Genomic DNA, 20572 nt, shown 5'->3' with positions numbered 1-20572 from the left:
TTTCAATCCTCAACCACCCAGGTGTCTTTGGTGCCGCCGCCTTGGGACGAGTTGACCACCAGCGAACCTTCGCGCAGCGCCACACGGGTCAGGCCGCCGGGTACCACGCGGGTTTCCTTGCCTTGCAGCACGAACGGGCGCAGGTCGATATGGCGTGGGGCGATGCCGTTTTCGACGAAGGTCGGGCACGTCGACAAGCACAATGTTGGCTGCGCGATATAGGCGTGGGGCTTGGCCTTGATGCGCGCGCGGAAGGCTTCGATCTCTGCCGCCGTGGCTGCCGGGCCGACCAACATGCCGTAACCACCAGAGCCCTGGGTTTCCTTCACCACCAGTTCAGGAAGGTTGGCCAGTACGTGGGACAATTCACTGGGATTACGGCACTGGAACGTCGGAACATTCTTCAGGATTGGCTCTTCATCCAGGTAAAAACGGATCATCTCGGTGACGAACGGGTACACCGACTTGTCATCCGCCACCCCGGTGCCGATGGCATTCGCCAGTACCACATTGCCCGAGCGATACGCCGCCAAAAGGCCTGGCACGCCGAGCATGGAGTCGGGGTTGAAGGCCAGCGGGTCGAGGAATGCGTCGTCGAGCCGGCGGTAGATCACATCCACCGCTTTGGGGCCGTCGGTGGTGCGCATGAACACACGGTCATCGCGCACAAACAGGTCGGCGCCTTCCACCAGTTCCACGCCCATTTCACGGGCCAGGAACGCATGCTCAAAGAACGCACTGTTGAAACGCCCCGGCGTCAGCACCACCACGCTTGGGTTATCCAGCGGGCTGGAGCTTTTCAGGGTGTCGAGCAACAGGTTGGGGTAATGGTCGATCGGTGCGATGCGCTGGGCGGCGAACAGTTCGGGGAACAGGCGCATCATCATCTTGCGGTCTTCGAGCATGTAGCTCACGCCGCTGGGAGTGCGCAGGTTGTCTTCGAGGACGTAGTAAGTACCGTCGCCATCGCGTACGAGGTCGACGCCGGAGATGTGGGAATAGATATCGCGGTGCAGGTCCAGGCCCTGCATCGCCAACTGGTACTGCTCGTTGGCCAGCACTTGCTCGGCGGGGATGATCCCGGCCTTGATGATGCGTTGTTCGTGGTACAGGTCGGCGAGGAACATGTTCAACGCCTTGACCCGCTGGATGCAGCCGCGCTCGACAATCCGCCATTCACTGGCCGGGATGCTGCGGGGAATCGTGTCGAAGGGAATCAGGCGTTCAGTGCCTTGCTCATCGCCATACAGCGTGAACGTGATACCGGCCCGGTGAAACAGCAAATCAGCTTCACGCCGGCGCTGGGCCAGCAGTTCAGGGGGCGTCTCGGCCAACCAGCGGGCAAATTCGCGGTAATGGGGGCGCACCAGCCCTGCCCCGTCGTACATCTCATCATAATAAGTGCGGATCATGCCGTACTCCTTGTCACCCGGACGCAAGAACCATCGCAAGGCCCGTGCCAGCGGCATAAACACTTAAGTATCAATCAGTTAGATATAAGCGCAGACCTCAGCGCACCGTCCCGGTGCAGCAAATGCCCGCTGTCATGCCCGCCGCCTCATTGCAATGCAGGCCATGACTATCAACAGCATAGTCATAGTTGATTTCACCGCCCGGCAAACCCTGCGGATAATCACCCCCATCAGCTGAACAGGACACGTCCTACAGCTTCATCCATTGCGCAACACTGCTTTTACCGAATCGCTCTCCTCCTTTGCGATCTTCCCTTTGGCCACCCTGCTCGGGTGGCTTTTTTTTGCGCAGGATTTTTCCCGCGCCAGAAACAAAAACGGCCGACCCAAAGGTCAGCCGATACGCTGTGTTGTTGTTCATCCTGCTACATGGGTAACCCACGCACCTCCTGTTTTACGCCCCATCCTTCGATGATCCCGCCCAAGGGCTCGACCACCGCCTCAAAGTCCTGCTCGAAGTCTCCTATACCGTCGTAGGTGGCGAACATGATTTTGCTCAATTCCAGGTACCAGGCGCCGTCATCGCGCGCGCTGACCTGGGCATTCAGGGACTCTCCACGAAACCGACCCGCAGCCCGGCGCGCACGTTCCTCATCCGGGAAAATGGCGTAGAACTCGATGGGGTGGAAACGCGAGAAGTCAAAGCCGCCCTCTTTCATGCGGCGCAACACGTTGGTGCTGATGTCTTCTTGATAGGCTGTGCTCATGAAACGTCCTCCTCAAACCGATGGATAGACTTTCCGTGCTTCCCAAGGTCCGCGCTGCAGGGGCGCGGGTGTTACGGCAATGACGTCGCCGCTGGGAGACAAGCATGTAGCTGACAAGACCAGACCTTAGCGATTCATTCGCTGATCTCCCTTGCAGAGTAACGCGAAGCTATCAGCTCCACCAGAGGCTGTTTAACGACGTACAGGGAATGTTCAGGAGACGGGGCTAATGCTGAGGATTTGAATGGCGTTCTGGGTTTTCAGGCTCTTGACCGTTGGCTCGTCGGTGCGGCCCTCCAGGTCATTGAGGTCCAGTTCGGCGGCCACTGGCAACAATTTCGCACGGATCATATGGGCAGCGTCTTCAAGGCTGGGCTTTTCGGCGCAGGTGAACTGCTCCACAGACTGCACGCCATGATCATCAACGAAGGTAATGTTCCACGTTTGCATCAGTGCCTCCTCGATAAAACCCATGGGTGGGCTTACACACATCTGGACCTTGAGGGCTCGAAAATCGTTCCACTCAAGGCAGGAGGCACCTGATCAGCTGTACTTACTTCTCAGCGTGTTCTTTCAGGGCTTTCAAGGTGTTGAACGGTGCGTCCACCACAAACTTGTTGGCCAGCCACGACGGCACGCTGCCACCTGGCTCGGTGTGCACCTGGTAAGTCACTTCGGTCAGGTTGTCGCCTTTGGGCACCAGTTTCCAGTAACCGTCGACCTGGGCTACGCGCACATAGCCTTTTACTTCGGGCTGGTAGGTGGGCACTTCCAACAGCTTGCGGGTCACGGTGCCATCGGCGGCCTTGGTGGTGGTGATTTCCAGGATCGAGTCACGATCGGTCACCGGGAACGGGGCCTTGAACTGAGTGTAGGTCCAGCTCTTGTCGCCTTCCTGCTTGAGCAGTTTTTGCGACTTGCATTCGTGGATCCAGGAACAGGCCCCCGCCACGTCTTCCTGCAACGCCTGGATCTTGGCCAGCGGCGCCTTGATGGTGGTCACGCCGCGATAAGCCTTGTACTTGGAGCCGGCAATTTCACTCAAGGAGACTTTGATGCCGTCTTCATCCTTGGCTGTCTGCCAGTCTTCAGCGTGCGCAGCAGCTGCAAACAAAGCGGTAAAACCGCACAACACCGCAATTCGTTTCAGTGAACCCATGGTCTTATTCCTTATTGTTGAAGTTCAGTACTTTGAACAGCCCACTAAGCCGCCGTCATCTGTTCCCACCAGCCGATCAACCTGATCGCTTCTTCCTGGCTGTTGCCACAGACCTCGATATCCGCCTGGAACGAACTGCACACCGCCGGCCGCTCAGGTTGGCCAAACAACTGGCACAGTTGTTCGACCGACAGATGCAGGCAGCGTTCGCCCGCTGGTTTGCCGGCAGGCATTCCCGGCAACGGTGAGCTGATGGATGGGGCAATGCAGCAAGCGCCACAGCCTTCACGGCATTTCATGACGAACAGATCCTCGACAGCTCAAGTGTTGATGGCCACGTAAGACTACGCGCTTAAACAGACGTTTTAAATTGGCTTCACAGGGGTTTTTCACTGAAAACAAAAGTGACTGACCAGTCTGCGACAGAAGGTCAGAGGCGCACGTCACTTTTACTCGTCGGGTTTATTGCCTGAACTGAAAATCCAGCGCAGCGCCTTCAACGTCGCGCCGTTCTTCATTACGCAGTTGCAGCTTCATTTCATTACTGAGCAGCCGGCCGTTGATCTGGAAAGCGCTGTTGTCAGCCGGCTTTTCACCGAACATGGGAGGCAACAAAGGAACGTTCTTTGGCTGCGGCATCGTGCCAAGGGGTTGCAGGTGCCGCACCATGTCCGACGGCAGGGTCAAATCCAACTGCGCAGGCGGCAGCGGAGTCTTGGCTACTTCGTGGGCTGATTTTGATTTGCTGGCGATAGGTGCACGTTTTTTAGTCGGTGCTGCTTTCTTGACCGGCGCTTTTTTCGCCACCGGGGCTTTCTTTACCACAGCGGCTTTTTTCGCCGGTGCCTTTGGCTGGGTACTGGCAGCAGTCGCTGTTTCACTGGCGGGAGCCGCCAAAACGGCGCCAGCGTTGCACAGGCTTAACACGCAGATCAGCAGCGCAGCAGGAAAGGTATAAGTCATATCGCCAGCAGCATTAACGGCAGAAGGCCATATGCTCGCTTGTTGGGAGCGGCATGACAAGCATGCTAAATAGCCAGCTACTCTTTATGTCCCCTTTCCGTGCCTCAAAACCCTGCCGCAGTCTCCTGGCACAACTGGCTTGCCAGCATGCCGAGGGTCATCAACGCGCGCTCGGCTTCGCGGTTCCACGGCGTGCCGCAGTTCAGGCGAATACAGTGGTTGAACTGTTCCGTATTACTGAAGATCAGCCCCGGTGCAATGCTGATGCCTTGCTGCAACGCACGCACGTGCAGTTCCTGGGTATTGACCCGCCCCGGCAAACTGACCCACAGGATAAAACCGCCGTTCGGACGGGTCATCTGCGTGCCTTCGGGGAAATATTGCTGCACTGCCAGCTGGAAGGCGCTGAGGTTCTTGCGGTATTCCTGGCGGATATAGCGCAAATGCCGGTCGTAACCGCCGTTTTCCAGGTACGCCGCCGTGCCCATCTGGGTCACGCTGCAGGCCGAATGGGTGCTGAACATTTGCAGGCGCTGGATCTCCTGCTGGTACTTGCCGGCGATCATCCAGCCAATGCGGATACCCGGTGACAAGGTCTTGGAGAAGCTGGAGCAATAGATCACCCGGTCCAGGCGGTCGTAGGCTTTCAGGGCCTTGGTGCGACCCAGCTCGAACATCAGTTCGCCATAGATATCGTCCTCAACCACCTGGATATCAAAATCCGAAGCCAGGCGCAGCAACTGTTTCTGCCGCTCTTCGGGCATGGTGCCGCCCAGGGGATTGCTCAGGCGCGTGGTCAGCACCAGCGCCTTGATCGACCATTGGTTGGCCGCCAGTTGCAGGGCTTCCAGGCTCATGCCGGTGGCCGGGTCGCTGGGGATTTCGATGACTTTCAGGCCCAGCAAATCCGCCAGTTGCAGCAAGCCGTAATACGTCGGCGATTCGGCGGCGATCAAATCGCCTGGGCGCGTCAGTACCCGCAACGACATCTGCAATGCGTCGACACACCCGTGGGTGATCACCACTTCGGACGGGTCGACCACCACCCCGGCATCACGCATACGGATCGCCACTTGGCGGCGCAGCGGTTCAAAACCCGGGCTGAACATGTAGCTGAACGCCCGTGGGCTCTGGAAGCGCGTGACCTTGGCCAGTTGCTGGTGCAGAGCGCGCACGGGCATGTAGTCGACGCTCGGCACGGCGGCGCCCAGCGGGAACACGCCTTCGCGGCGGGACTCCACCAACACCTGTTGAATGATGCTGCTGCGGGTGACCAACCCTGGACGCTCGACGCGGGCGATGTCGGGCGTGGGCGCGGTGAGCGCCGGCGTCTGGTGCACGTAATACCCGGACTGCGGCCGCGCGCGAATCAACCCCTGGTCTTCCAGGTTCGCGTAGGCCTGCAACACGGTGGCGTGGCTGACGTTGAGCTGGGAGCTCATTTTGCGCACCGAAGGCACGCGCTCGCCCGGCTGATAGACACCGCGGCGGATATCCTCAGCCAGTTGCTGGGCGATACGTTGGTAAAGCAACAGATTGGTCATGACGCAGCACTCGATTTCACGGGTATTTTATTTTTGTGTGAAACATACCGGCACAGTTTAGAAGTGTACGGGGACAGTTGCCACAATAGTCGAGCACGGGCGGCAGTGATAGAAAAAACTGTAAGGGTGGCGAACTGAATCGAAGGCACAAAAAACCCGATCAGTGACCGGGCTTTTCGAAACGCTATTTCTATAACACCACAAAACAATCGTGGAAGCTGTCGAGCTTTAGCGAGGCTGCAATGCAGGCGCTGCGGTGTTGCAGGTACGCCGAGGCGATCCTATCGCAGCCTCGCTGGGGCTCGACAGCTCCCACAGAGATCAGCTTTTGCCATGAGCGTCAGGTTTAGCGGGCGGCGCCCAGTTGGCCCTTCTCGTCGGAAAATACAATCTCTACCCGGCGGTTCTGCGCCCGGCCGCGCTCCGAAGCGTTGACTTCAACCGGGTACTGATCGCCGTAGCCTTCCACCTGGATGCGTTTTTCATCGATGCCCAGATCGCTCAGTACATCCGCAACTGACTGGGCGCGGTCCCGGGACAGTTTGAGGTTTTCCGGCTCGCCACCGGTATCGTCGGTGTAGCCCTCAATGCGCACCACGCGTTTGGGGTTCAATTGCAGGAACTGTACGACTTTGAGCACCGTGCGGTTGGCCGAGTTTTGCAGCTCTGCCTCGCCGGTGTCGAACAGCACATCGCCCAGGGTCATCACCAGGCCGCGATCGGTCTGGACAGTGGTCAGGCTGGCGATCTGTGCCTCAAGCCATTTGCCCTGTTGCTGCACGCTGCTCAGCTTGGCTTCGCGCAGGGCCAGTTGCAGGCGCTGACGTTCCAGCTCCAGCTTGACGCCACGCTCCTGGTTGAGTGCTTGCTCGGTGTGTTCCCGGGCAATCGCGCTGTAGCGCTGGCTCAGGTAGGCGTAATGCGCCACATCGGCGCCGCTGCCCCAGAAGCTGGAGAAGCGGTCGGCACGGGCCAGGGATTCGCCGGCGCGTATCACGTCCTTGGGCGCGATACGCAGCACATTCGAATCTTCCTTGACCTTCTGGAAGTCACTGCTTGCCTGTTGCAAGGCAAGGTTACTGTCGGGATGCGTTGCGCAACCGCCGAGCACACTGCCCAGCAACACCACACCGCTCAACCCTCGAATCAACGGGCTCATTGCGCATCTCCCAGCTGCAACTGTTTGCGCAGGCGGGTGATACGGGTGTTGAGCACGTTCAGTTGCTCGCGGCTTTTGCGGGTGAGTACCTGGGCTTCCGCCAGGCGGGCGTCCAGCTCGGCTTCTTCAGCCTGCATGCGGGCGTCCTTGTAGGATTTATCGGCCATGTCGGCCTGGGCACGGGTGAACTTGTCTTCAGCCAGCTTCAGCTCGGGCGAGTCATCGGCGACGGCGCCCACGGCGTTGGCTTGTTCCAGGGCTTGCTGGGTCAGGCGCATTTGTTCATTCGGCGCAGGATCGGCTGCACATCCCGCCAAAGCTACAACGGCGAGGGCCGCGAAAAGAGGTCGAATAGTCACTGAAAATCCCTACTTTATTGGGGTGCCGACGGGTTGCTGCAACTGCGCTTTCCAGCGCGCAAGATTGCTCTGCAGCGCGGTTTCCGCCAGACCGGACGCGGGCAATTCTGTCATCTTTTTGGCGAGCTGTCCGCGCAACCACGGATCGTTGCAGGCGGAGTTGTGGGAAATGGCCAGGTACAGGCCCGGCTGGTCGATGGGCAGTTCGCGCGCCACCAGGTCGTTGCTCATGCCCAAGGTCTGGGCCATAGCCATGCCGGAATAGCGCCCGGCAAGCACATAGTCCACCTCCCCCAGCAGCAGTTTCTGGAACGCCGGCGTCAGGCTGGGCAAACGTTGCAGCGTCAGTTGCTCACCGGCGAAGGTTTCAAAGTAGCGACTCAGGCGCGCCCTTTCCGACACGGCGCCCTTGTGGCCGTGCAGGTCGCTGGCCTGGTTGTAGGCCAGGGTCGAATCCTTGCGGGTCCAGACCAGGTAATCGGTTTGCACCAGCGCCGGATGGATGTAATCGAGGGAGTCCAGGGCGTCGAGGGTCAATGGCGCATCGGCGAGGATGTCCATGCGCCCGCTGCGCACTTCGTCCAGGGCCACCGAGCGTTTGCCGCCGTACAGCAGGTCGATTTTCACCCCGAGGTCCTTGGCCACTTGCTGCAACATGTCGGCGGTGGCGCCGATCAGGTGCGTGGGGGCCTGGGGATCACGCCACAGGTAAGGCGGCGCGTCCGGGCTGCCGGTGATCACCAGGCGATCACATTTGCCGGTGGCCTGCGACACTGCCGGCAGCAGTGACAGTCCCAGTAGCAGGGCCCAGAGGCGCAGTTCCATGGCGGGGTTCTCCGTCAGTTATTTGTAGGAGCGAGCTTACTCGCGAAGGTCGTTAACGATGACGCGGGGTGCCTGGCTTAACGCGGCGCTCTGCGGTTTTTCGCGAGCAAGCTCGCTGCTACAGGATTCATGTGCAAAAAAAAGCCCGGTCAAAAGACCGGGCTCTTTATAAGTGAAGCGGCTGGATTAGACCAGCTTCGAAAGCTCAGGTACGGCTTCGAACAAGTCCGCCACCAGGCCGTAATCTGCCACCTGGAAGATCGGCGCTTCTTCGTCCTTGTTGATCGCAACGATCACCTTGGAGTCTTTCATACCGGCCAAATGCTGGATCGCGCCGGAGATACCGACGGCGATGTACAGCTGTGGCGCAACGATCTTGCCGGTCTGGCCGACCTGCATGTCGTTCGGTACAAAACCTGCGTCGACGGCAGCGCGGGAAGCGCCGACCGCAGCGCCCAGCTTGTCGGCCAGGGCGTACAGGTGTTTGAAGTTGTCGCCGTTCTGCATGCCGCGGCCGCCGGAAACGACGATCTTGGCAGCGGTCAGTTCCGGACGATCGGACTTGGCCAGCTCTTCACCCACGAAGCTGGAAGTGCCAGCGTCGTGAACAGCCGCTACAGCCTCAACCGCAGCCGAACCACCAACAGCTGCAACCGGGTCGAAACCGGTGGCACGCACGGTGATGACTTTTACCGAGGCAGTGGACTGCACGGTGGCGATGGCGTTACCGGCGTAGATCGGGCGCTTGAAGGTGTCGGCGCTTTCTACCGAAACGATCTCGGAGATCTGGTCAACGTCCAGCTGCGCAGCAACGCGCGGCAGGATGTTTTTGCCGTTGGAAGTGGCGGCAGCCAGGATGTGGCTGTAGCCAGCGCCCCCCGCCTCTGAACCAAGAGCTGCTACCAGCGGCGCAACGTTTTCCGGCAACTGGTGAGCGTAGGCCGCGTTATCGGCGACCAGTACTTTGCTCACGCCAGCGATTTTTGCAGCGGCTTCAGCCACGGCGCCGACGTTTTGGCCTGCGACCAGCACGTGGACATCACCACCGATTTTGGCGGCGGCGGCGACAGTGTTCAGGGTGGCCGGAGCCACTACCTTGTTGTCGTGTTCTGCGATTACCAAGATAGTCATGATTAGATTACCTTCGCTTCGTTTTTCAGTTTCTCGACCAGTTCAGCCACCGACTTGACCTTGATGCCCGCGCTGCGTGCAGCCGGCGCTTCGACTTTTACGGTCTTGTTGGTGGAGGCGGTGGAAACGCCCAAAGCATCCGGAGTCAGCACTTCGAGAGGCTTCTTCTTGGCTTTCATGATGTTTGGCAGGGACGCGTAGCGCGGCTCGTTCAAACGCAGGTCGGTGGTGACGATGGCTGGCAGTTTCAGGGAAACTGTTTGCGCGCCGCCGTCGATTTCGCGGGTCACGGCAACGTTGTCGCCGCTCACTTCGACTTTCGAGGCGAAGGTGCCCTGGCCGTAACCGGTCAGTGCAGCCAGCATCTGGCCGGTCTGGTTGTTGTCGCTGTCGATGGCTTGTTTGCCGAGGATCACCAGCGAAGGCTGTTCCTTGTCGACAACCGCTTTCAACAACTTGGCAACGGCCAGGGAAGTCAGCTCTTCAGCGGATTCGACGAGGATGGCGCGATCGGCACCCAGCGCCAGGGCGGTACGCAGCTGCTCTTGAGCAGTGGTCGGGCCGATGGAAACGACGACGATTTCAGTCGCAACGCCTTTCTCTTTCAGGCGTACGGCTTCTTCCACGGCGATTTCGCAGAAAGGGTTCATCGACATCTTGACGTTAGCGAGGTCGACGCCGGAATTGTCCGCCTTGACGCGAACTTTCACGTTGTAATCGACAACGCGTTTGACAGCTACAAGAACCTTCATGGATTCCTCGTTACTCTCCGGTGAAAAGAAAGTCGCCTAGGCGAACCTGGCGGTTGATGCTCATCGGCACACAAGGGCACCTCCAAAAACTTCGGCGGATGACCTTGCTCACGGGAAGTGATGACCGTTCGTCAGTCGTGACTGAGAGGTCATTCTTTATCGCAGCGTGTAAACTGCGCGCCATTGTTTGGGCGCGCGTCACCTGTCTTGCTTTTGGACGTGCTCTTGAAACCTGCAGTCTGCCTACGGTAAGCGCAAAACCGACCGTATATTGACCGGAACGCCTATTCTGGTCAATACGGCAAAACAGCCAGTCATAAGCCGCGCCTCTTTGATTTACCTAGCCTGCGGGCAATTCAAACAAACGTTTGTATTGGACGCTGACAGTGGTGTAGATATAATGCGCCACCTAGAGAGAAAGGTGGGTCATCCCCTGCCATTTGGCGCAGTGATGATGGACACGACACCGAACCTCCACCCATTAGAAAAAAAGCCGTTGAGCCTTGAGTAGGAGATAGCCTGTGGAACGCGAATACATGGAATTCGACGTGGTCATCGTCGGCGCTGGCCCGGCGGGCCTGTCTGCCGCCTGCCGATTGAAGCAGAAGGCCGCCGAAGCCGGTAAGGAAATCAGCGTCTGCGTGGTCGAAAAAGGCTCCGAAGTCGGCGCTCACATCCTGTCTGGTGCCGTGTTTGAACCCCGCGCCCTGAACGAATTGTTCCCGGACTGGAAAGAACTCGGTGCCCCGCTCAACACGCCGGTCGTGCGTGATGACATCTATGTATTGCGCTCCAGCGAAGCCGCAACCAAGGTGCCTGACTTCTTTGTGCCCAAGACCATGCACAACGAAGGCAACTACATTATCTCCCTGGGCAACCTGTGCCGCTGGCTTGCCCAGCAGGCCGAGAACCTGGGTGTGGAAGTCTACCCGGGCTTTGCCGCCCAGGAAGCGCTGTTCGACGAGAACGGCGTGGTGCGCGGGATCATCACCGGCGACCTCGGCGTTGACCGCGAAGGCCACCCGAAAGAAGGCGTATACACCCCAGGCATGGAACTGCGCGGCAAGTACACGCTGTTCGCCGAAGGCTGCCGTGGGCACATCGGCAAGCAACTGATCGAGCGCTTTAACCTGGCCAGCGACGCCGATGCCCAGCACTACGGCATCGGCCTGAAAGAAATCTGGGAAATCGACCCGGCCAAGCACCAACCGGGCCTGGTGGTACACACCGCCGGCTGGCCGCTGGACATCATGAGCAACGAGAACACTGGCGGTTCGTTCCTCTATCACCTGGAAAACAACCAGGTAGTGGTCGGCCTGATCGTCGACCTGTCCTACAGCAACACCTTCCTGTCACCGTTCGACGAGTTCCAGCGCCTCAAGCATCACCCGGTGCTGGCCCAGTACCTGGAAGGTGGCAAGCGCATCAGCTACGGCGCGCGCGCGCTGGCCAAGGGTGGCATCAACTCGCTGCCTAAAATGGTGTTCAAGGGTGGCGCACTGATCGGCTGCGACCTGGGCACCATGAACGTGGCCAAGATCAAGGGCAGCCATACCGCCATGAAGTCCGGCATGCTCGCTGCCGACGCCGTGGCCGAGCGCCTGTTCGCCGAGTCCGAAGGCGGCGACGAGCTGACCAACTACGTCGACGGTTTCAAGAACAGCTGGCTGTACGAAGAACTGTTCGCCAGCCGTAACTTCGGCCCGGCGATGCACAAGTTCGGCCCGATCATCGGTGCCGGCTTCAACTGGTTCGACCAGAACATCCTCGGCGGCAAAATGCCGTTTACCCTGCACGACACCAAGCCGGACTACGCCTGCTTGAAGCTGGCCAAAGACAGCCAGAAAATCGACTACCCGAAACCCGACGGCAAGTTGAGCTTCGACAAGCTGAGCTCGGTGTTCATCTCCGGTACCAACCACGAAGAAGAACAGCCGTGCCACTTGAAGCTGAAAGACCCGAGCATCCCGATCGGCACCAACCTGCCGCTCTACGATGAACCGGCGCAGCGCTACTGCCCGGCCGGCGTGTATGAAGTGATCACCAAGGAAGACGGCGAGAAGCGCTTCCAGATCAACGCCCAGAACTGCGTGCACTGCAAGACCTGTGACATCAAGGACCCTTCGCAGAACATCACCTGGGTGACACCGGAAGGTGCGGGCGGGCCGACTTACCCGAACATGTAGATCCGCAGCTTGAACATCAAGGCTCCCGAATGGGGGCCTTTTTTGTGGCCAGGAAAAGACCCGTCGACTCGGTCAAATGTGGGAGCGGGCTTGCTGTGGTGAGGGGGCTTGTCCCCCGTCGGGTTCACCATAGATTGATGGGGCTGCTTCGCAGCCCAACGCGGGGCAAGCCCGCTCACCACAGCAAGCCCACACATTTTTGACCGAGTTGTGCCTGGAGGCGTTAAGCCGCCCGCTCATCCCCAGGGCTGCGCTCGAAGTAGCGCTTATATTCGCGGCTGAACTGCGACGTACTCTGATACCCCACACTGTGGGCCGCCTGCGCCACGCCCATGCCCTCCACCAGCAGCAACTGCTGGGCCTTGAGCAGCCGCAAACGCTTGAGGTATTGCACCGGCGACAACAGCGTGCAGCGCTTGAAGTGCTCGTGAAAGGTCGAGGCACTCATGTGCGCATAACCGGCCAGCGTCTCGATGTTCAGCGGCTCGGCGTAATGCGCATGCAGGTGGTTCAACGACGTCGCCACCCGGGAAAACTGCCCCTGCTGCTCCACCAGCGCCCGCAGCACATCCGCCTGTGGCCCGCGCAACGCGGTGAACAACAATTCCCGCACCCGCGCCGGGCCCATGATCCGGCTCTCCAGCGGATCGTGCAGGCACTGCAACAGCCGCTCGACACAACCGCGCATGGCGTCATCCAGCACCACCGAACTCATCGACTCCAGCGTCTGCGCCGCCGGCGGTGGCCCGGACTGGATGCCCATCGCCATCACCAACTCACCGAGCACCACCCGGTCAATGCCCACCGTCACACCCAACAGCGGCGCATTGGGCATGGCAAAAGTCTCGCATTCGAACGGCACCGGCATCGCCTGGATCAGGTAATGCCCGGCGCCATACTCCAGGGTACGCGGGCCCAGGTACGCGACTTTGCTGCCCTGGGCGACGATCATCAGGCTCGGCTCATAGATCTGCGGGCCGCGCGCCACATCACAGCTGGCGCGCAATACCTTCACACCCGCGAGGTTCGTGGGCGAAAAACCATCGCGGGGTGTCAGGGGTTCGATCAGGGCAACCAACGCGGCATTGGCATCGACATGGCGGGTCAACAACATGGCAAAAACTTCGCGAAAAAAGGGATGAGACCATCATCGCAGGTCTGACGCTACAGCGATCCAATCCAGGGGCACTCCCGGACGAATAGGCATGAGACTCGGAGCAATCGCCATGGCCGCGCCAGGGGGCGGCGCGGAAAATGGCCCACCTCACTTGTCACTGCTTTTTGCGAGGTTCTCCATGTACACCGCCATCGGTTATGCCGCCCAGTCGGCCACCACTCCCCTCGCCCCCATGTCCTTCGAACGCCGCAGCCCACGCGCCGATGACGTGGCGATCGAAATCCTCTACTGCGGCGTCTGCCACTCCGACATCCACCAGGCACGCAACGAATGGGGCATCGCCGTGTACCCGCTGATGCCGGGCCACGAGATCGTCGGCAAAGTCACCGCCGTGGGCGCCAGTGTCACCGCGCATAAAGTCGGCGACCTGGTGGGCGTTGGCTGCATGGTCGATTCCTGCCGTCAGTGCGACGCCTGCCACGCCGACCTCGAGCAATACTGCCTCGAAGGCCCGACCATGACCTACGCCACGCCAGACCGCGTCGATGGCAGCAACACCATGGGCGGCTACTCCGACAGCATCGTGGTCAGCGAGCACTTTGTGGTGAAGATCCCGGCGAAGCTCGACCTGGCCAGCGCCGCGCCGATCCTCTGCGCCGGCATCACCACCTACTCGCCGCTCAAGCACTACGGCGTGAAGGCTGGCGACAAGGTTGGGATTCTGGGCATGGGCGGTTTGGGCCACATGGGCATCAAGTTCGCCAAGGCCATGGGCGCGGAAGTGACGCTGTTCACCCGCTCGGCGAGCAAGGCTGAAGAAGGCCGTCGCCAGGGCGCCGATCACGTGATCGTGTCCACCGACGAAGCACAGATGAAAGCCGCTGCCGGGCACTTCGATTTCCTGCTGGACACCATTCCGGTGCAGCACGATCTGAACCCCTACCTTGATGTGCTGCGCTTTGACGGCGTGCACATCCTGGTGGGTTTGATCGAGCCGGTAGACCCGCCCGTCAACGCCGCCAAGCTGGTGTTGGGCCGTAAAGTGCTGGCCGGTTCGCTGATCGGTGGCATTGCAGAAACCCAGGAAGTCCTGGATTTCTGCGCCGAGCACGGCATCACCTGCGACATCGAAATGCTCGACATCCGCCAGATCAACGAAGCCTACACCCGCATGATTGCGGGTGATGTGAAGTACCGCTTCGTGATCGACATGGCGACCCTGAAGGCCTGATCAGGCCTTCGCGCCCAACTCCGCTGACAGCCGTGCTGCGACCTGTTTGATCACAGGGATCAGCTCAGCCATTTTCTCAAGCGGCATGTAGGGCACGGTACTGGCGATGCTGATGCCGGCGACGATTCGCCGGCTGGCATCGCGCACCGGTGCCGCGACACAACGGATCGACGGTTCGTTGTCTTCCAGGTCGAACGCATAACCGCCCGCCACGTATTCCTGCATGCGCTGTTCAAACTGCGCCCAGGATTGCTCGGGGTGCTGCGGCCACTGCAGGTTTTTCCCGCCAGCCGGCAAGCTGACCTGATACAGGCGCTGCCACTCCTCTACCGTGTCATCCAGCAGCAACGCCTTGCCGATCCCGGTGCGCGCCAGCGGCATGCGATGGCCCACGCGCGAGCGCATTTCCGGGCCGTTGCGGCCAGGGTTCTTGTGCAGGTACAGCACGTCATCGTATTCGCGAATGGCCAGGTGGATGGTGTCGCCGGTAAGGGCCGACAGCTCGTCCAGATACGGTACTGCCAGGCTCACCAAAGGCAGTTCTTCCCGGGCCTGAAAACCCAGCTCGATCAATTTGGGGCCCAGCAGGTAACCGACTTGCGGCACCACGCGCAGGTAGCGTTCTTCCACCAGGCAACTGGCCAGGCGGTGAGTGGTGCTGCGGGTGGTGCCGATGCGCTTGGCAATCTCCTTGAGATCCCGCGCGCCGGCCGCCACTGCCTGCACCACGCCCAGGCCACGCAGCAGGGTTTGGGTGCCGGTGGGCGCGGCTTCTTTGACGGGAGTGTGGGCGTTTTCCTGCATATCGGGCCTATTGGGAAGTACGAAAACGGCGAGCATTATGGGCGGTCACGCCTGTTGTGGCGAGGGAGCTTGCTCCCGCTGGGGCGCGAAGCGGCCCTAAAACAGGCGACCGCGTTTTACCTGGATGAATGAGGTGCCTGGTATTGGGGCTGCTACGCAGCCCAGCGGGAGCAAGCTCCCTCGCCACAGAAAGCCTCATCGCTCGAGAAATCAGCGCTGCTTCATCCTGTCGATAATCACCGCCAACAACAGGATCGAGCCGCGAATCACGTATTGGTAGAAGGTGTCGATGTTCTTCAGGTTCATCGCGTTCTCGATGATCGCCAGAATCAGCACCCCGGCAATCACATGCCGGATCATCCCGATCCCGCCACTCAGCGACACACCACCCAGCACGCACGCCGAGATCACCGTCAGCTCAAACCCCTGGCCAATCATCGGTTGCCCCGAGGTCATCCGCGACGCCAGGATCACCCCGGCCAACGCCCCGATCACCCCGTGTACGGCAAAGATGATGATCTTGGTACGGTCAACGTTCACCCCGGCCAACAACGCCGCTTCCTGGTTGCCACCGATGGCCATGGTGTTGCGCCCGTAGGTGGTGTAGTTCAGCAGCCAGCCAAAAAACACAAAGCACAGCACGGTGATGATGATCGGCACCGGCACGCCAAACAGTTGGCCGTTACCAAAGACGAAGAAGCCTTCGTTCATCACCCCAACCGCCTTGCCGTTGGAAAAGATATACGCCAACCCACGCACGATCTGCATCGTCGCCAGCGTCGCAATCAACGCATTGATCCGCAGCTTGGCGATCACGATGCCATTGATCAGCCCCACCACCAGGCCCATGGCCAACGCCGCCGACACGCCGAAGAACACGCTGTCGGTGTCGCGAATCACGATGCCCGCCACCACGCCCGAACAGGCGATCACCGAGCCCACCGACAAGTCGAAGTGCCCCGACGCCAGGCAGAACAGCATGGTGCAGGCTGCAATGCCCACGGTGGAAATCGCCAGCCCCAGTCCGCGCATATTCAGCGGCGAAAGGAAGTTGTCGATAAAAATGGCGCTGAGCACAAAGATGCTCAAGGCCGCCAGCAGCATGACCCAATCGTCGAGAAACTTGCGCTGGTTGAAACCCGGCCAAAAGCTTCTTGCGGTTTTTACCTGTGACATACCCACCTCGTATTCTTCAGTCCCGCGTACGCGGAAGAGCCAGTTGCAGCAGCCGTGCTTCGTCCGCTTGATCGCGGGTCAATTCGCCGGTCAGGGCGCCTTCGCTCATCACCAGGATGCGGTCGGAGATGCCCATCACTTCCATCAGGTCGCTGGACACCACAATCACCGCAATGCCACTGGCGGCCAGGTTGTGGATGATCTGGTAGATCTCCGACTTGGCGCCGATATCGATGCCGCGAGTCGGTTCGTCCAGCAGCAACACTTTCATCGGCATCGACAACCAGCGACCGAGAATCGCCTTCTGCTGATTGCCGCCCGACAGGAACAAAATCGGTTGATCAGCAGACGGCGTGCGCACGTTCAGCGCGCTGATTTGCCGCTGGGCGTTGGTGCGTTCCCAGCCGCCCTGGATCAGCCAGCCGAAGCGCGCATGGTCGCGGCGCGCACTGATATTGATGTTCTCCGCGACACTGGCGCGGGGCACGATGCCTTCCTTTTTGCGGTCTTCGGGGCAGAGCAGCACACCCGCCGCAATCGCATCCCGCGGCGACTTGAACGTCTGCGCCTGGCCATGCAGTACCAATGCACCTTGAGTACTGCGCGACAGCCCCGCGAGCAGGCGCAACAGCTCCGTGCGCCCGGCCCCGACCAAACCAAACAGCCCGAGAATTTCGCCCTTGCTCACCTGCAAACTCACCGGCTCCTGCAACCCCGGCCCAAGTAAACCTTCCACCCGCAGCGCTTCACCGGAATGCTCGCGTGGTCGGTAGTTGTAGATGTCCTGGATATCGCGCCCGACCATGCAGTTAACCAGTTGGTCGACGTTCAACTGCGCCATGTCCTCGAACGTGCGCACGAAGCGCCCATCCTTGAACACCGTCACCGCATCGCAAATCCGGAACACTTCTTCCATGCGGTGTGACACGTAGAGGATCACCCGGCCTTCATCCCGCAGCCGGGCGATGATCACCATCAGCCGCTCGATCTCCCGGGCCGAGAGGCTGCTGGTGGGTTCGTCGAACGCAATCACATGGGCGTTGCGCGACATGGCCTTGGCGATTTCCACCAGTTGCCGCTGGCCGAGGGACAGGCTGCCCAGGCGCATGTTCGGATCGATTTCATCCGCCAGGCCCTTGAGCAATTCCCGCGCCTTGCGCACCATCGCTCCGCGATTGACCACGCCAAAGCGCGACGGCATATGCCCCAGCAGCAGGTTCTCGGCGACGGTCATTTCCGGCACCAGTTGCAGCTCCTGGTGAATCACCGCGATGCCACTGGCAATGCTGTCGGCCGCCGATTTGAAACTGACGTTGCGCTCGCCCAACTGCAAACTGCCGCTGTTGGGCGGGTAAAAACCGCCGAGGATTTTCAGCAAAGTCGACTTGCCCGCGCCGTTCTCGCCCATCAGCGCATGCACCGTGTGGGGTCGCGCTTCAAAGCTGATCTGCGCCAGGGCTTTCACCCCGGGAAACTCCTTGCCGATGCCGTTGAAACGCAGGCTCTCTGCCGCCGCGCTGTTCATTTCCACAGACCGATCTTGCTCAACTCTTCCTTGAAGTTGGCGCGGGTGATCAGGGTTACGTTGTCCAGTGCGGTGAACTTGGCCGGCTCCGTGCCTTTGGTGACCCACTCGAACATCGCGGTGGCGGTTTTATAGCCGGAGGCGTCCGGGCTGAGCAGCATCGAGCCGTAGAAACCGGTATCTGATTTCTTAAGCTCTTCGATGGCGTCGGTGCCGTTGATGCCCACGCCGATCACATTCGGTGCCTTGAAGCCGGCGCTTTCGGTGGCGCGTACGCCGCCCAATACGGTGCTGTCGTTCATGCCGCCGATCAGCAGGTTTTTCGCGCCGCTGGGCAGTTTCACCAGGGCCGAGTTGGTGGAGTCCATGGCGCCCGGTACATCGAGGGTTTTCTGCGCGGTGAACAGGATATGGTCAACCGGCAGGCCGGCGGCCTTGAGGCCTTCTACCGAACCGTCGGTGCGCTTCTTGCCGGTTTCCAGCTCGTCGAAGGTGTTGATGACGGCGTAGGTGTCCTTCCAGTCCCAGTTGCGATGCTTGGCTTCAGTGGCCATGGCTTCGCCTTGTTTCTGGCCGATCTTGTAGGCATCCAGGCCGACGTAAGGCACGTCTTCCATGGGCTTGCCCTTGGCGTCGACGAAGCGGTCGTCCACTGCCAACACTTTCAGGTTATTGAGCTTGGCCTTGGCCATGATGGCCGGGCCCAAGGACACGTCAGGCGGGCAGATCACGAAGCCCTTTGCGCCGTTGGCCGCGAGGGTGTCGATGGCGGAAAGGGTCTTCTCACCGTCGGGCACAGCGATCTTGATCACGGTGAAACCATGGTCCTTGCCGGCTTTTTCGGCGAAGGCCCATTCGGTCTGGAACCAGGGCTCTTCAGCTTGCTTGACCAGAAAGCCGATCTTTACTTCTTCGGCAGAAGCCAGGCCGCTGAGTGCCATCGTGAGTGCCAGGGTGCCTAGTGTCTTCTTGAACATGAACCACCTCTTCTTGTTATTTGGAAAAGTTTTAATCGTGGTACATCACCGACCGCCCACCATCGATCATCAGGCAGGTGGCATTGATAAAAGGAGCTTCGTCAGTGGCGAGAAACAGTGCAGTCATCGCCACCTCAATCGGCTGGCCGATGCGCTTCGGTGGGTGCAGGTCAAAGGCGCGTTGACGCTCGGCGTGAGGGTCGGCAAAGCCGTTCCAGTAATCGACGTTGAGTTGGGTTTCGATATAGCCCGGCGCGATGGCATTTACACGGATGCCCTTGGGCGCGTATTCGATGCCGAGCGCACGGGTCAGGCCCAGCAGGCCGTGCTTGGCCACCGGGTACGGGAAGCAACCGGGAATGATGTGGCTGGAATGGGTGGAAGCGATGTTGATGATGTTGCCGATGCCCTGCTCGATCATGTGCGGCAACACGGTGCGGCAACCGTACCAGGCGCCGTCGAGGTCGATGGCGAAGCAGCGGCGCCAGTCTTCGTCGGTCATTTCCAGTGGGTCGCGGAACACGTTGACGCCGGCACAGTTGACCAGCACATCGACGCGGCCAAAGCGTTCGATGGCCACGTCCACCAGCGCGCGCCATTGGTCCTTGGAGGTGATGTCGACGGGTTGCGCGTAGATCTGGGCGCCGCGTTCGCGCCAATGAGCGGCGACTTTCTCGACCTTCTCGCCCTGGATATCACCGATCACCAGCCGCGCCTGCTGCGCCTGGAAGCAGGCGACGATGGCCTCGCCAATGCCTTGGGCCGCGCCGGTGATGACCACGACTTTGTTCTTCAGTCGCTCGCCATAAGTCGGCTCGGGCACCGGAGGTAACGACAACGGTTGTGCCTGCATCGCTTCACCTGTTTTGTTTTTGGTAGTGAGTGCTGATGCAGAAGACTATAAACCCAGAAACCGGAATATCTCAATATATAAATTATCATCCCATATAGTGAGAATTAATATAAAAAACCGGCTGTGCCAGCCGGTGTTTTATACGCGCTTAACCCTGCGCGAAATCCCTCAGGGCATCGCCTTCCATGCGGTAGCGCACCCACTCTTCCTGAGGCTGGGCGCCGATGGATTTGTAGAACGCGATGGCCGGTTCATTCCAGTCCAGCACGCTCCACTCGAAACGCCCGCAACCGTTGTCGCAGGCGATTTTCGCCAGGTGGCGCAGCAATTTCTTGCCCGCCCCGCCGCCGCGCTGTTCGGGGTTGATGTACAGGTCTTCGAGGTACAGGCAGTTGCTGCCCAGCCACGTGGAATAACTGAAAAAGAACACCGCAAAACCGATCGGCAAACCATCGCGCAGGCAGATCAGGCCGTGGGCGGTGGCGCCTTCGCTGAACAGGCTGCGCTCGATGTCCACCACGCTGGCGATCACTTCGTGGCGGGCTTTTTCGTAGTCGGCAAGCTCGGTGATGAAGGTCAGTATCTGCGCAGCATCGCTGGGCACGGCGGGGCGAATCTCGATGGTCATGGAC

At 60.0% G+C, this 20572-nt stretch carries 21 protein-coding genes; 2 read left to right on the top strand and 19 right to left on the bottom strand.

All coding sequences use genetic code 11. The annotated features are described in order from the left end of the window. Positions 1 to 2: 2 nt before the first annotated feature. The 12 genes from CEC48_RS16295 to CEC48_RS16240 all read right to left on the bottom strand — a co-directional run bounded on the left by CEC48_RS16295 (position 3) and on the right by CEC48_RS16240 (position 10071). The gene (locus tag CEC48_RS16295) at positions 3 to 1412 is read right to left on the bottom strand and encodes a circularly permuted type 2 ATP-grasp protein (RefSeq protein WP_088424665.1); all 1410 of its coding nucleotides are present in this window, start codon (positions 1410 to 1412) and stop codon (positions 3 to 5) included. Between the two features lie 425 nt (positions 1413 to 1837). After that, positions 1838 to 2179 carry a ribonuclease E inhibitor RraB gene (locus CEC48_RS16290; RefSeq protein ID WP_003193463.1) on the bottom strand — a complete coding sequence of 114 codons (342 nt, stop codon included), beginning with the start codon at positions 2177 to 2179 and terminating at the stop codon, positions 1838 to 1840. A 213-nt stretch (positions 2180 to 2392) separates the two neighbouring features. Then, entirely contained in the window at positions 2393 to 2629 is a 237-nt protein-coding gene (locus CEC48_RS16285; protein ID WP_088424664.1) for a hypothetical protein, read from the bottom strand. A gap of 103 nt (positions 2630 to 2732) precedes the next feature. Next, positions 2733 to 3338: an START domain-containing protein gene (locus CEC48_RS16280; RefSeq protein ID WP_004371215.1), complete on the bottom strand. Its 606-nt coding sequence runs from the start codon at positions 3336 to 3338 to the stop codon at positions 2733 to 2735. A gap of 44 nt (positions 3339 to 3382) precedes the next feature. After that, positions 3383 to 3637, bottom strand: a complete 255-nt coding sequence (locus CEC48_RS16275; RefSeq protein ID WP_088424663.1) for a YkgJ family cysteine cluster protein — start codon at positions 3635 to 3637, stop codon at positions 3383 to 3385. A gap of 163 nt (positions 3638 to 3800) precedes the next feature. Next, a complete protein-coding gene (locus tag CEC48_RS16270) occupies positions 3801 to 4301 on the bottom strand; it encodes a translation initiation factor 2 (RefSeq protein ID WP_088424662.1) in 501 nt (166 codons plus the stop codon). A 104-nt stretch (positions 4302 to 4405) separates the two neighbouring features. Beyond that, the gene (locus tag CEC48_RS16265; RefSeq protein ID WP_088424661.1) at positions 4406 to 5845 is read right to left on the bottom strand and encodes a PLP-dependent aminotransferase family protein; all 1440 of its coding nucleotides are present in this window, start codon (positions 5843 to 5845) and stop codon (positions 4406 to 4408) included. A gap of 346 nt (positions 5846 to 6191) precedes the next feature. Beyond that, the gene (locus tag CEC48_RS16260) at positions 6192 to 7004 is read right to left on the bottom strand and encodes an OmpA family protein (protein WP_088424660.1); all 813 of its coding nucleotides are present in this window, start codon (positions 7002 to 7004) and stop codon (positions 6192 to 6194) included. Further along, entirely contained in the window at positions 7001 to 7363 is a 363-nt protein-coding gene (locus CEC48_RS16255; RefSeq protein WP_088424659.1) for a DUF4398 domain-containing protein, read from the bottom strand. The genes CEC48_RS16260 and CEC48_RS16255 overlap by 4 nt, the downstream gene beginning before the upstream one ends. A gap of 9 nt (positions 7364 to 7372) precedes the next feature. Next, positions 7373 to 8188 (bottom strand): ABC transporter substrate-binding protein, encoded by an 816-nt coding sequence (locus CEC48_RS16250; protein WP_088424658.1) that lies wholly within the window; start codon positions 8186 to 8188, stop codon positions 7373 to 7375. A gap of 186 nt (positions 8189 to 8374) precedes the next feature. Next, positions 8375 to 9319 carry an electron transfer flavoprotein subunit alpha/FixB family protein gene (locus tag CEC48_RS16245; RefSeq protein ID WP_088424657.1) on the bottom strand — a complete coding sequence of 315 codons (945 nt, stop codon included), beginning with the start codon at positions 9317 to 9319 and terminating at the stop codon, positions 8375 to 8377. Positions 9320 to 9321: 2 nt separating this feature from the next. Continuing rightward, positions 9322 to 10071 (bottom strand): electron transfer flavoprotein subunit beta/FixA family protein, encoded by a 750-nt coding sequence (locus tag CEC48_RS16240; protein ID WP_076015096.1) that lies wholly within the window; start codon positions 10069 to 10071, stop codon positions 9322 to 9324. Positions 10072 to 10592: 521 nt separating this feature from the next. On the opposite strand from CEC48_RS16240, the gene CEC48_RS16235 reads away from it, so the two are divergent. Next, positions 10593 to 12257, top strand: coding sequence for an electron transfer flavoprotein-ubiquinone oxidoreductase (locus CEC48_RS16235; RefSeq protein WP_088424656.1), 1665 nt, complete (start codon positions 10593 to 10595; stop codon positions 12255 to 12257). 223 nt (positions 12258 to 12480) lie between these two features. Here the strand turns inward: CEC48_RS16235 and CEC48_RS16230 are convergent, their stop codons facing one another. Continuing rightward, positions 12481 to 13371, bottom strand: coding sequence for an AraC family transcriptional regulator (locus CEC48_RS16230; protein WP_088424655.1), 891 nt, complete (start codon positions 13369 to 13371; stop codon positions 12481 to 12483). Between the two features lie 181 nt (positions 13372 to 13552). Here CEC48_RS16230 and CEC48_RS16225 point away from each other — a divergent pair, with 181 nt between their 5' ends. Further along, the gene (locus tag CEC48_RS16225) at positions 13553 to 14605 is read left to right on the top strand and encodes an NAD(P)-dependent alcohol dehydrogenase (RefSeq protein WP_088424654.1); all 1053 of its coding nucleotides are present in this window, start codon (positions 13553 to 13555) and stop codon (positions 14603 to 14605) included. Here the strand turns inward: CEC48_RS16225 and CEC48_RS16220 are convergent, their stop codons facing one another. The 6 genes from CEC48_RS16220 to CEC48_RS16195 all read right to left on the bottom strand — a co-directional run bounded on the left by CEC48_RS16220 (position 14606) and on the right by CEC48_RS16195 (position 20568). Next, positions 14606 to 15409 carry an IclR family transcriptional regulator gene (locus tag CEC48_RS16220; protein WP_088424653.1) on the bottom strand — a complete coding sequence of 268 codons (804 nt, stop codon included), beginning with the start codon at positions 15407 to 15409 and terminating at the stop codon, positions 14606 to 14608. A gap of 210 nt (positions 15410 to 15619) precedes the next feature. Further along, positions 15620 to 16585, bottom strand: a complete 966-nt coding sequence (gene araH, locus CEC48_RS16215; protein ID WP_088424652.1) for an L-arabinose ABC transporter permease AraH — start codon at positions 16583 to 16585, stop codon at positions 15620 to 15622. 16 nt (positions 16586 to 16601) lie between these two features. Continuing rightward, positions 16602 to 18110, bottom strand: coding sequence for an L-arabinose ABC transporter ATP-binding protein AraG (gene araG / locus CEC48_RS16210; RefSeq protein WP_088424651.1), 1509 nt, complete (start codon positions 18108 to 18110; stop codon positions 16602 to 16604). Beyond that, entirely contained in the window at positions 18107 to 19087 is a 981-nt protein-coding gene (locus CEC48_RS16205; RefSeq protein ID WP_088424650.1) for a substrate-binding domain-containing protein, read from the bottom strand. Before CEC48_RS16205 ends, araG begins: the two co-directional genes overlap by 4 nt. A 31-nt stretch (positions 19088 to 19118) precedes the next feature. Further along, positions 19119 to 19940 (bottom strand): SDR family oxidoreductase, encoded by an 822-nt coding sequence (locus CEC48_RS16200; RefSeq protein WP_088424649.1) that lies wholly within the window; start codon positions 19938 to 19940, stop codon positions 19119 to 19121. Between the two features lie 148 nt (positions 19941 to 20088). Next, on the bottom strand, positions 20089 to 20568 hold the full coding sequence (locus tag CEC48_RS16195) for a GNAT family N-acetyltransferase (RefSeq protein ID WP_004371239.1): 480 nt from the start codon (positions 20566 to 20568) through the stop codon (positions 20089 to 20091). Between the last annotated feature and the right edge of the window lie 4 nt (positions 20569 to 20572).

The sequence above is a fragment of the Pseudomonas sp. K2I15 genome (assembly GCF_002204795.1).
In the GTDB taxonomy this organism is placed as follows: Bacteria; Pseudomonadota; Gammaproteobacteria; order Pseudomonadales; family Pseudomonadaceae; genus Aquipseudomonas.
Note: the sequence above shows the minus strand (reverse complement) of the source record. Positions and strands in the feature narration are given on the sequence as shown.

Coding starts and splice junctions, on each gene's coding strand:
- CEC48_RS16285 (WP_088424664.1), bottom strand. CDS start 2,629: ATGCAAACGTGGAACATTACCTTCGTTGATGATCATGGCGTGCAGTCT.
- CEC48_RS16270 (WP_088424662.1), bottom strand. CDS start 4,301: ATGACTTATACCTTTCCTGCTGCGCTGCTGATCTGCGTGTTAAGCCTG.
- CEC48_RS16230 (WP_088424655.1), bottom strand. CDS start 13,371: ATGTTGTTGACCCGCCATGTCGATGCCAATGCCGCGTTGGTTGCCCTG.
- CEC48_RS16250 (WP_088424658.1), bottom strand. CDS start 8,188: ATGGAACTGCGCCTCTGGGCCCTGCTACTGGGACTGTCACTGCTGCCG.
- araH (WP_088424652.1), bottom strand. CDS start 16,585: ATGTCACAGGTAAAAACCGCAAGAAGCTTTTGGCCGGGTTTCAACCAG.
- CEC48_RS16195 (WP_004371239.1), bottom strand. CDS start 20,568: ATGACCATCGAGATTCGCCCCGCCGTGCCCAGCGATGCTGCGCAGATA.
- CEC48_RS16220 (WP_088424653.1), bottom strand. CDS start 15,409: ATGCAGGAAAACGCCCACACTCCCGTCAAAGAAGCCGCGCCCACCGGC.
- CEC48_RS16295 (WP_088424665.1), bottom strand. CDS start 1,412: ATGATCCGCACTTATTATGATGAGATGTACGACGGGGCAGGGCTGGTG.
- CEC48_RS16200 (WP_088424649.1), bottom strand. CDS start 19,940: ATGCAGGCACAACCGTTGTCGTTACCTCCGGTGCCCGAGCCGACTTAT.
- CEC48_RS16260 (WP_088424660.1), bottom strand. CDS start 7,004: ATGAGCCCGTTGATTCGAGGGTTGAGCGGTGTGGTGTTGCTGGGCAGT.
- CEC48_RS16240 (WP_076015096.1), bottom strand. CDS start 10,071: ATGAAGGTTCTTGTAGCTGTCAAACGCGTTGTCGATTACAACGTGAAA.
- CEC48_RS16290 (WP_003193463.1), bottom strand. CDS start 2,179: ATGAGCACAGCCTATCAAGAAGACATCAGCACCAACGTGTTGCGCCGC.
- CEC48_RS16265 (WP_088424661.1), bottom strand. CDS start 5,845: ATGACCAATCTGTTGCTTTACCAACGTATCGCCCAGCAACTGGCTGAG.
- CEC48_RS16280 (WP_004371215.1), bottom strand. CDS start 3,338: ATGGGTTCACTGAAACGAATTGCGGTGTTGTGCGGTTTTACCGCTTTG.
- araG (WP_088424651.1), bottom strand. CDS start 18,110: ATGAACAGCGCGGCGGCAGAGAGCCTGCGTTTCAACGGCATCGGCAAG.
- CEC48_RS16275 (WP_088424663.1), bottom strand. CDS start 3,637: ATGAAATGCCGTGAAGGCTGTGGCGCTTGCTGCATTGCCCCATCCATC.
- CEC48_RS16245 (WP_088424657.1), bottom strand. CDS start 9,319: ATGACTATCTTGGTAATCGCAGAACACGACAACAAGGTAGTGGCTCCG.
- CEC48_RS16225 (WP_088424654.1), top strand. CDS start 13,553: ATGTACACCGCCATCGGTTATGCCGCCCAGTCGGCCACCACTCCCCTC.
- CEC48_RS16205 (WP_088424650.1), bottom strand. CDS start 19,087: ATGTTCAAGAAGACACTAGGCACCCTGGCACTCACGATGGCACTCAGC.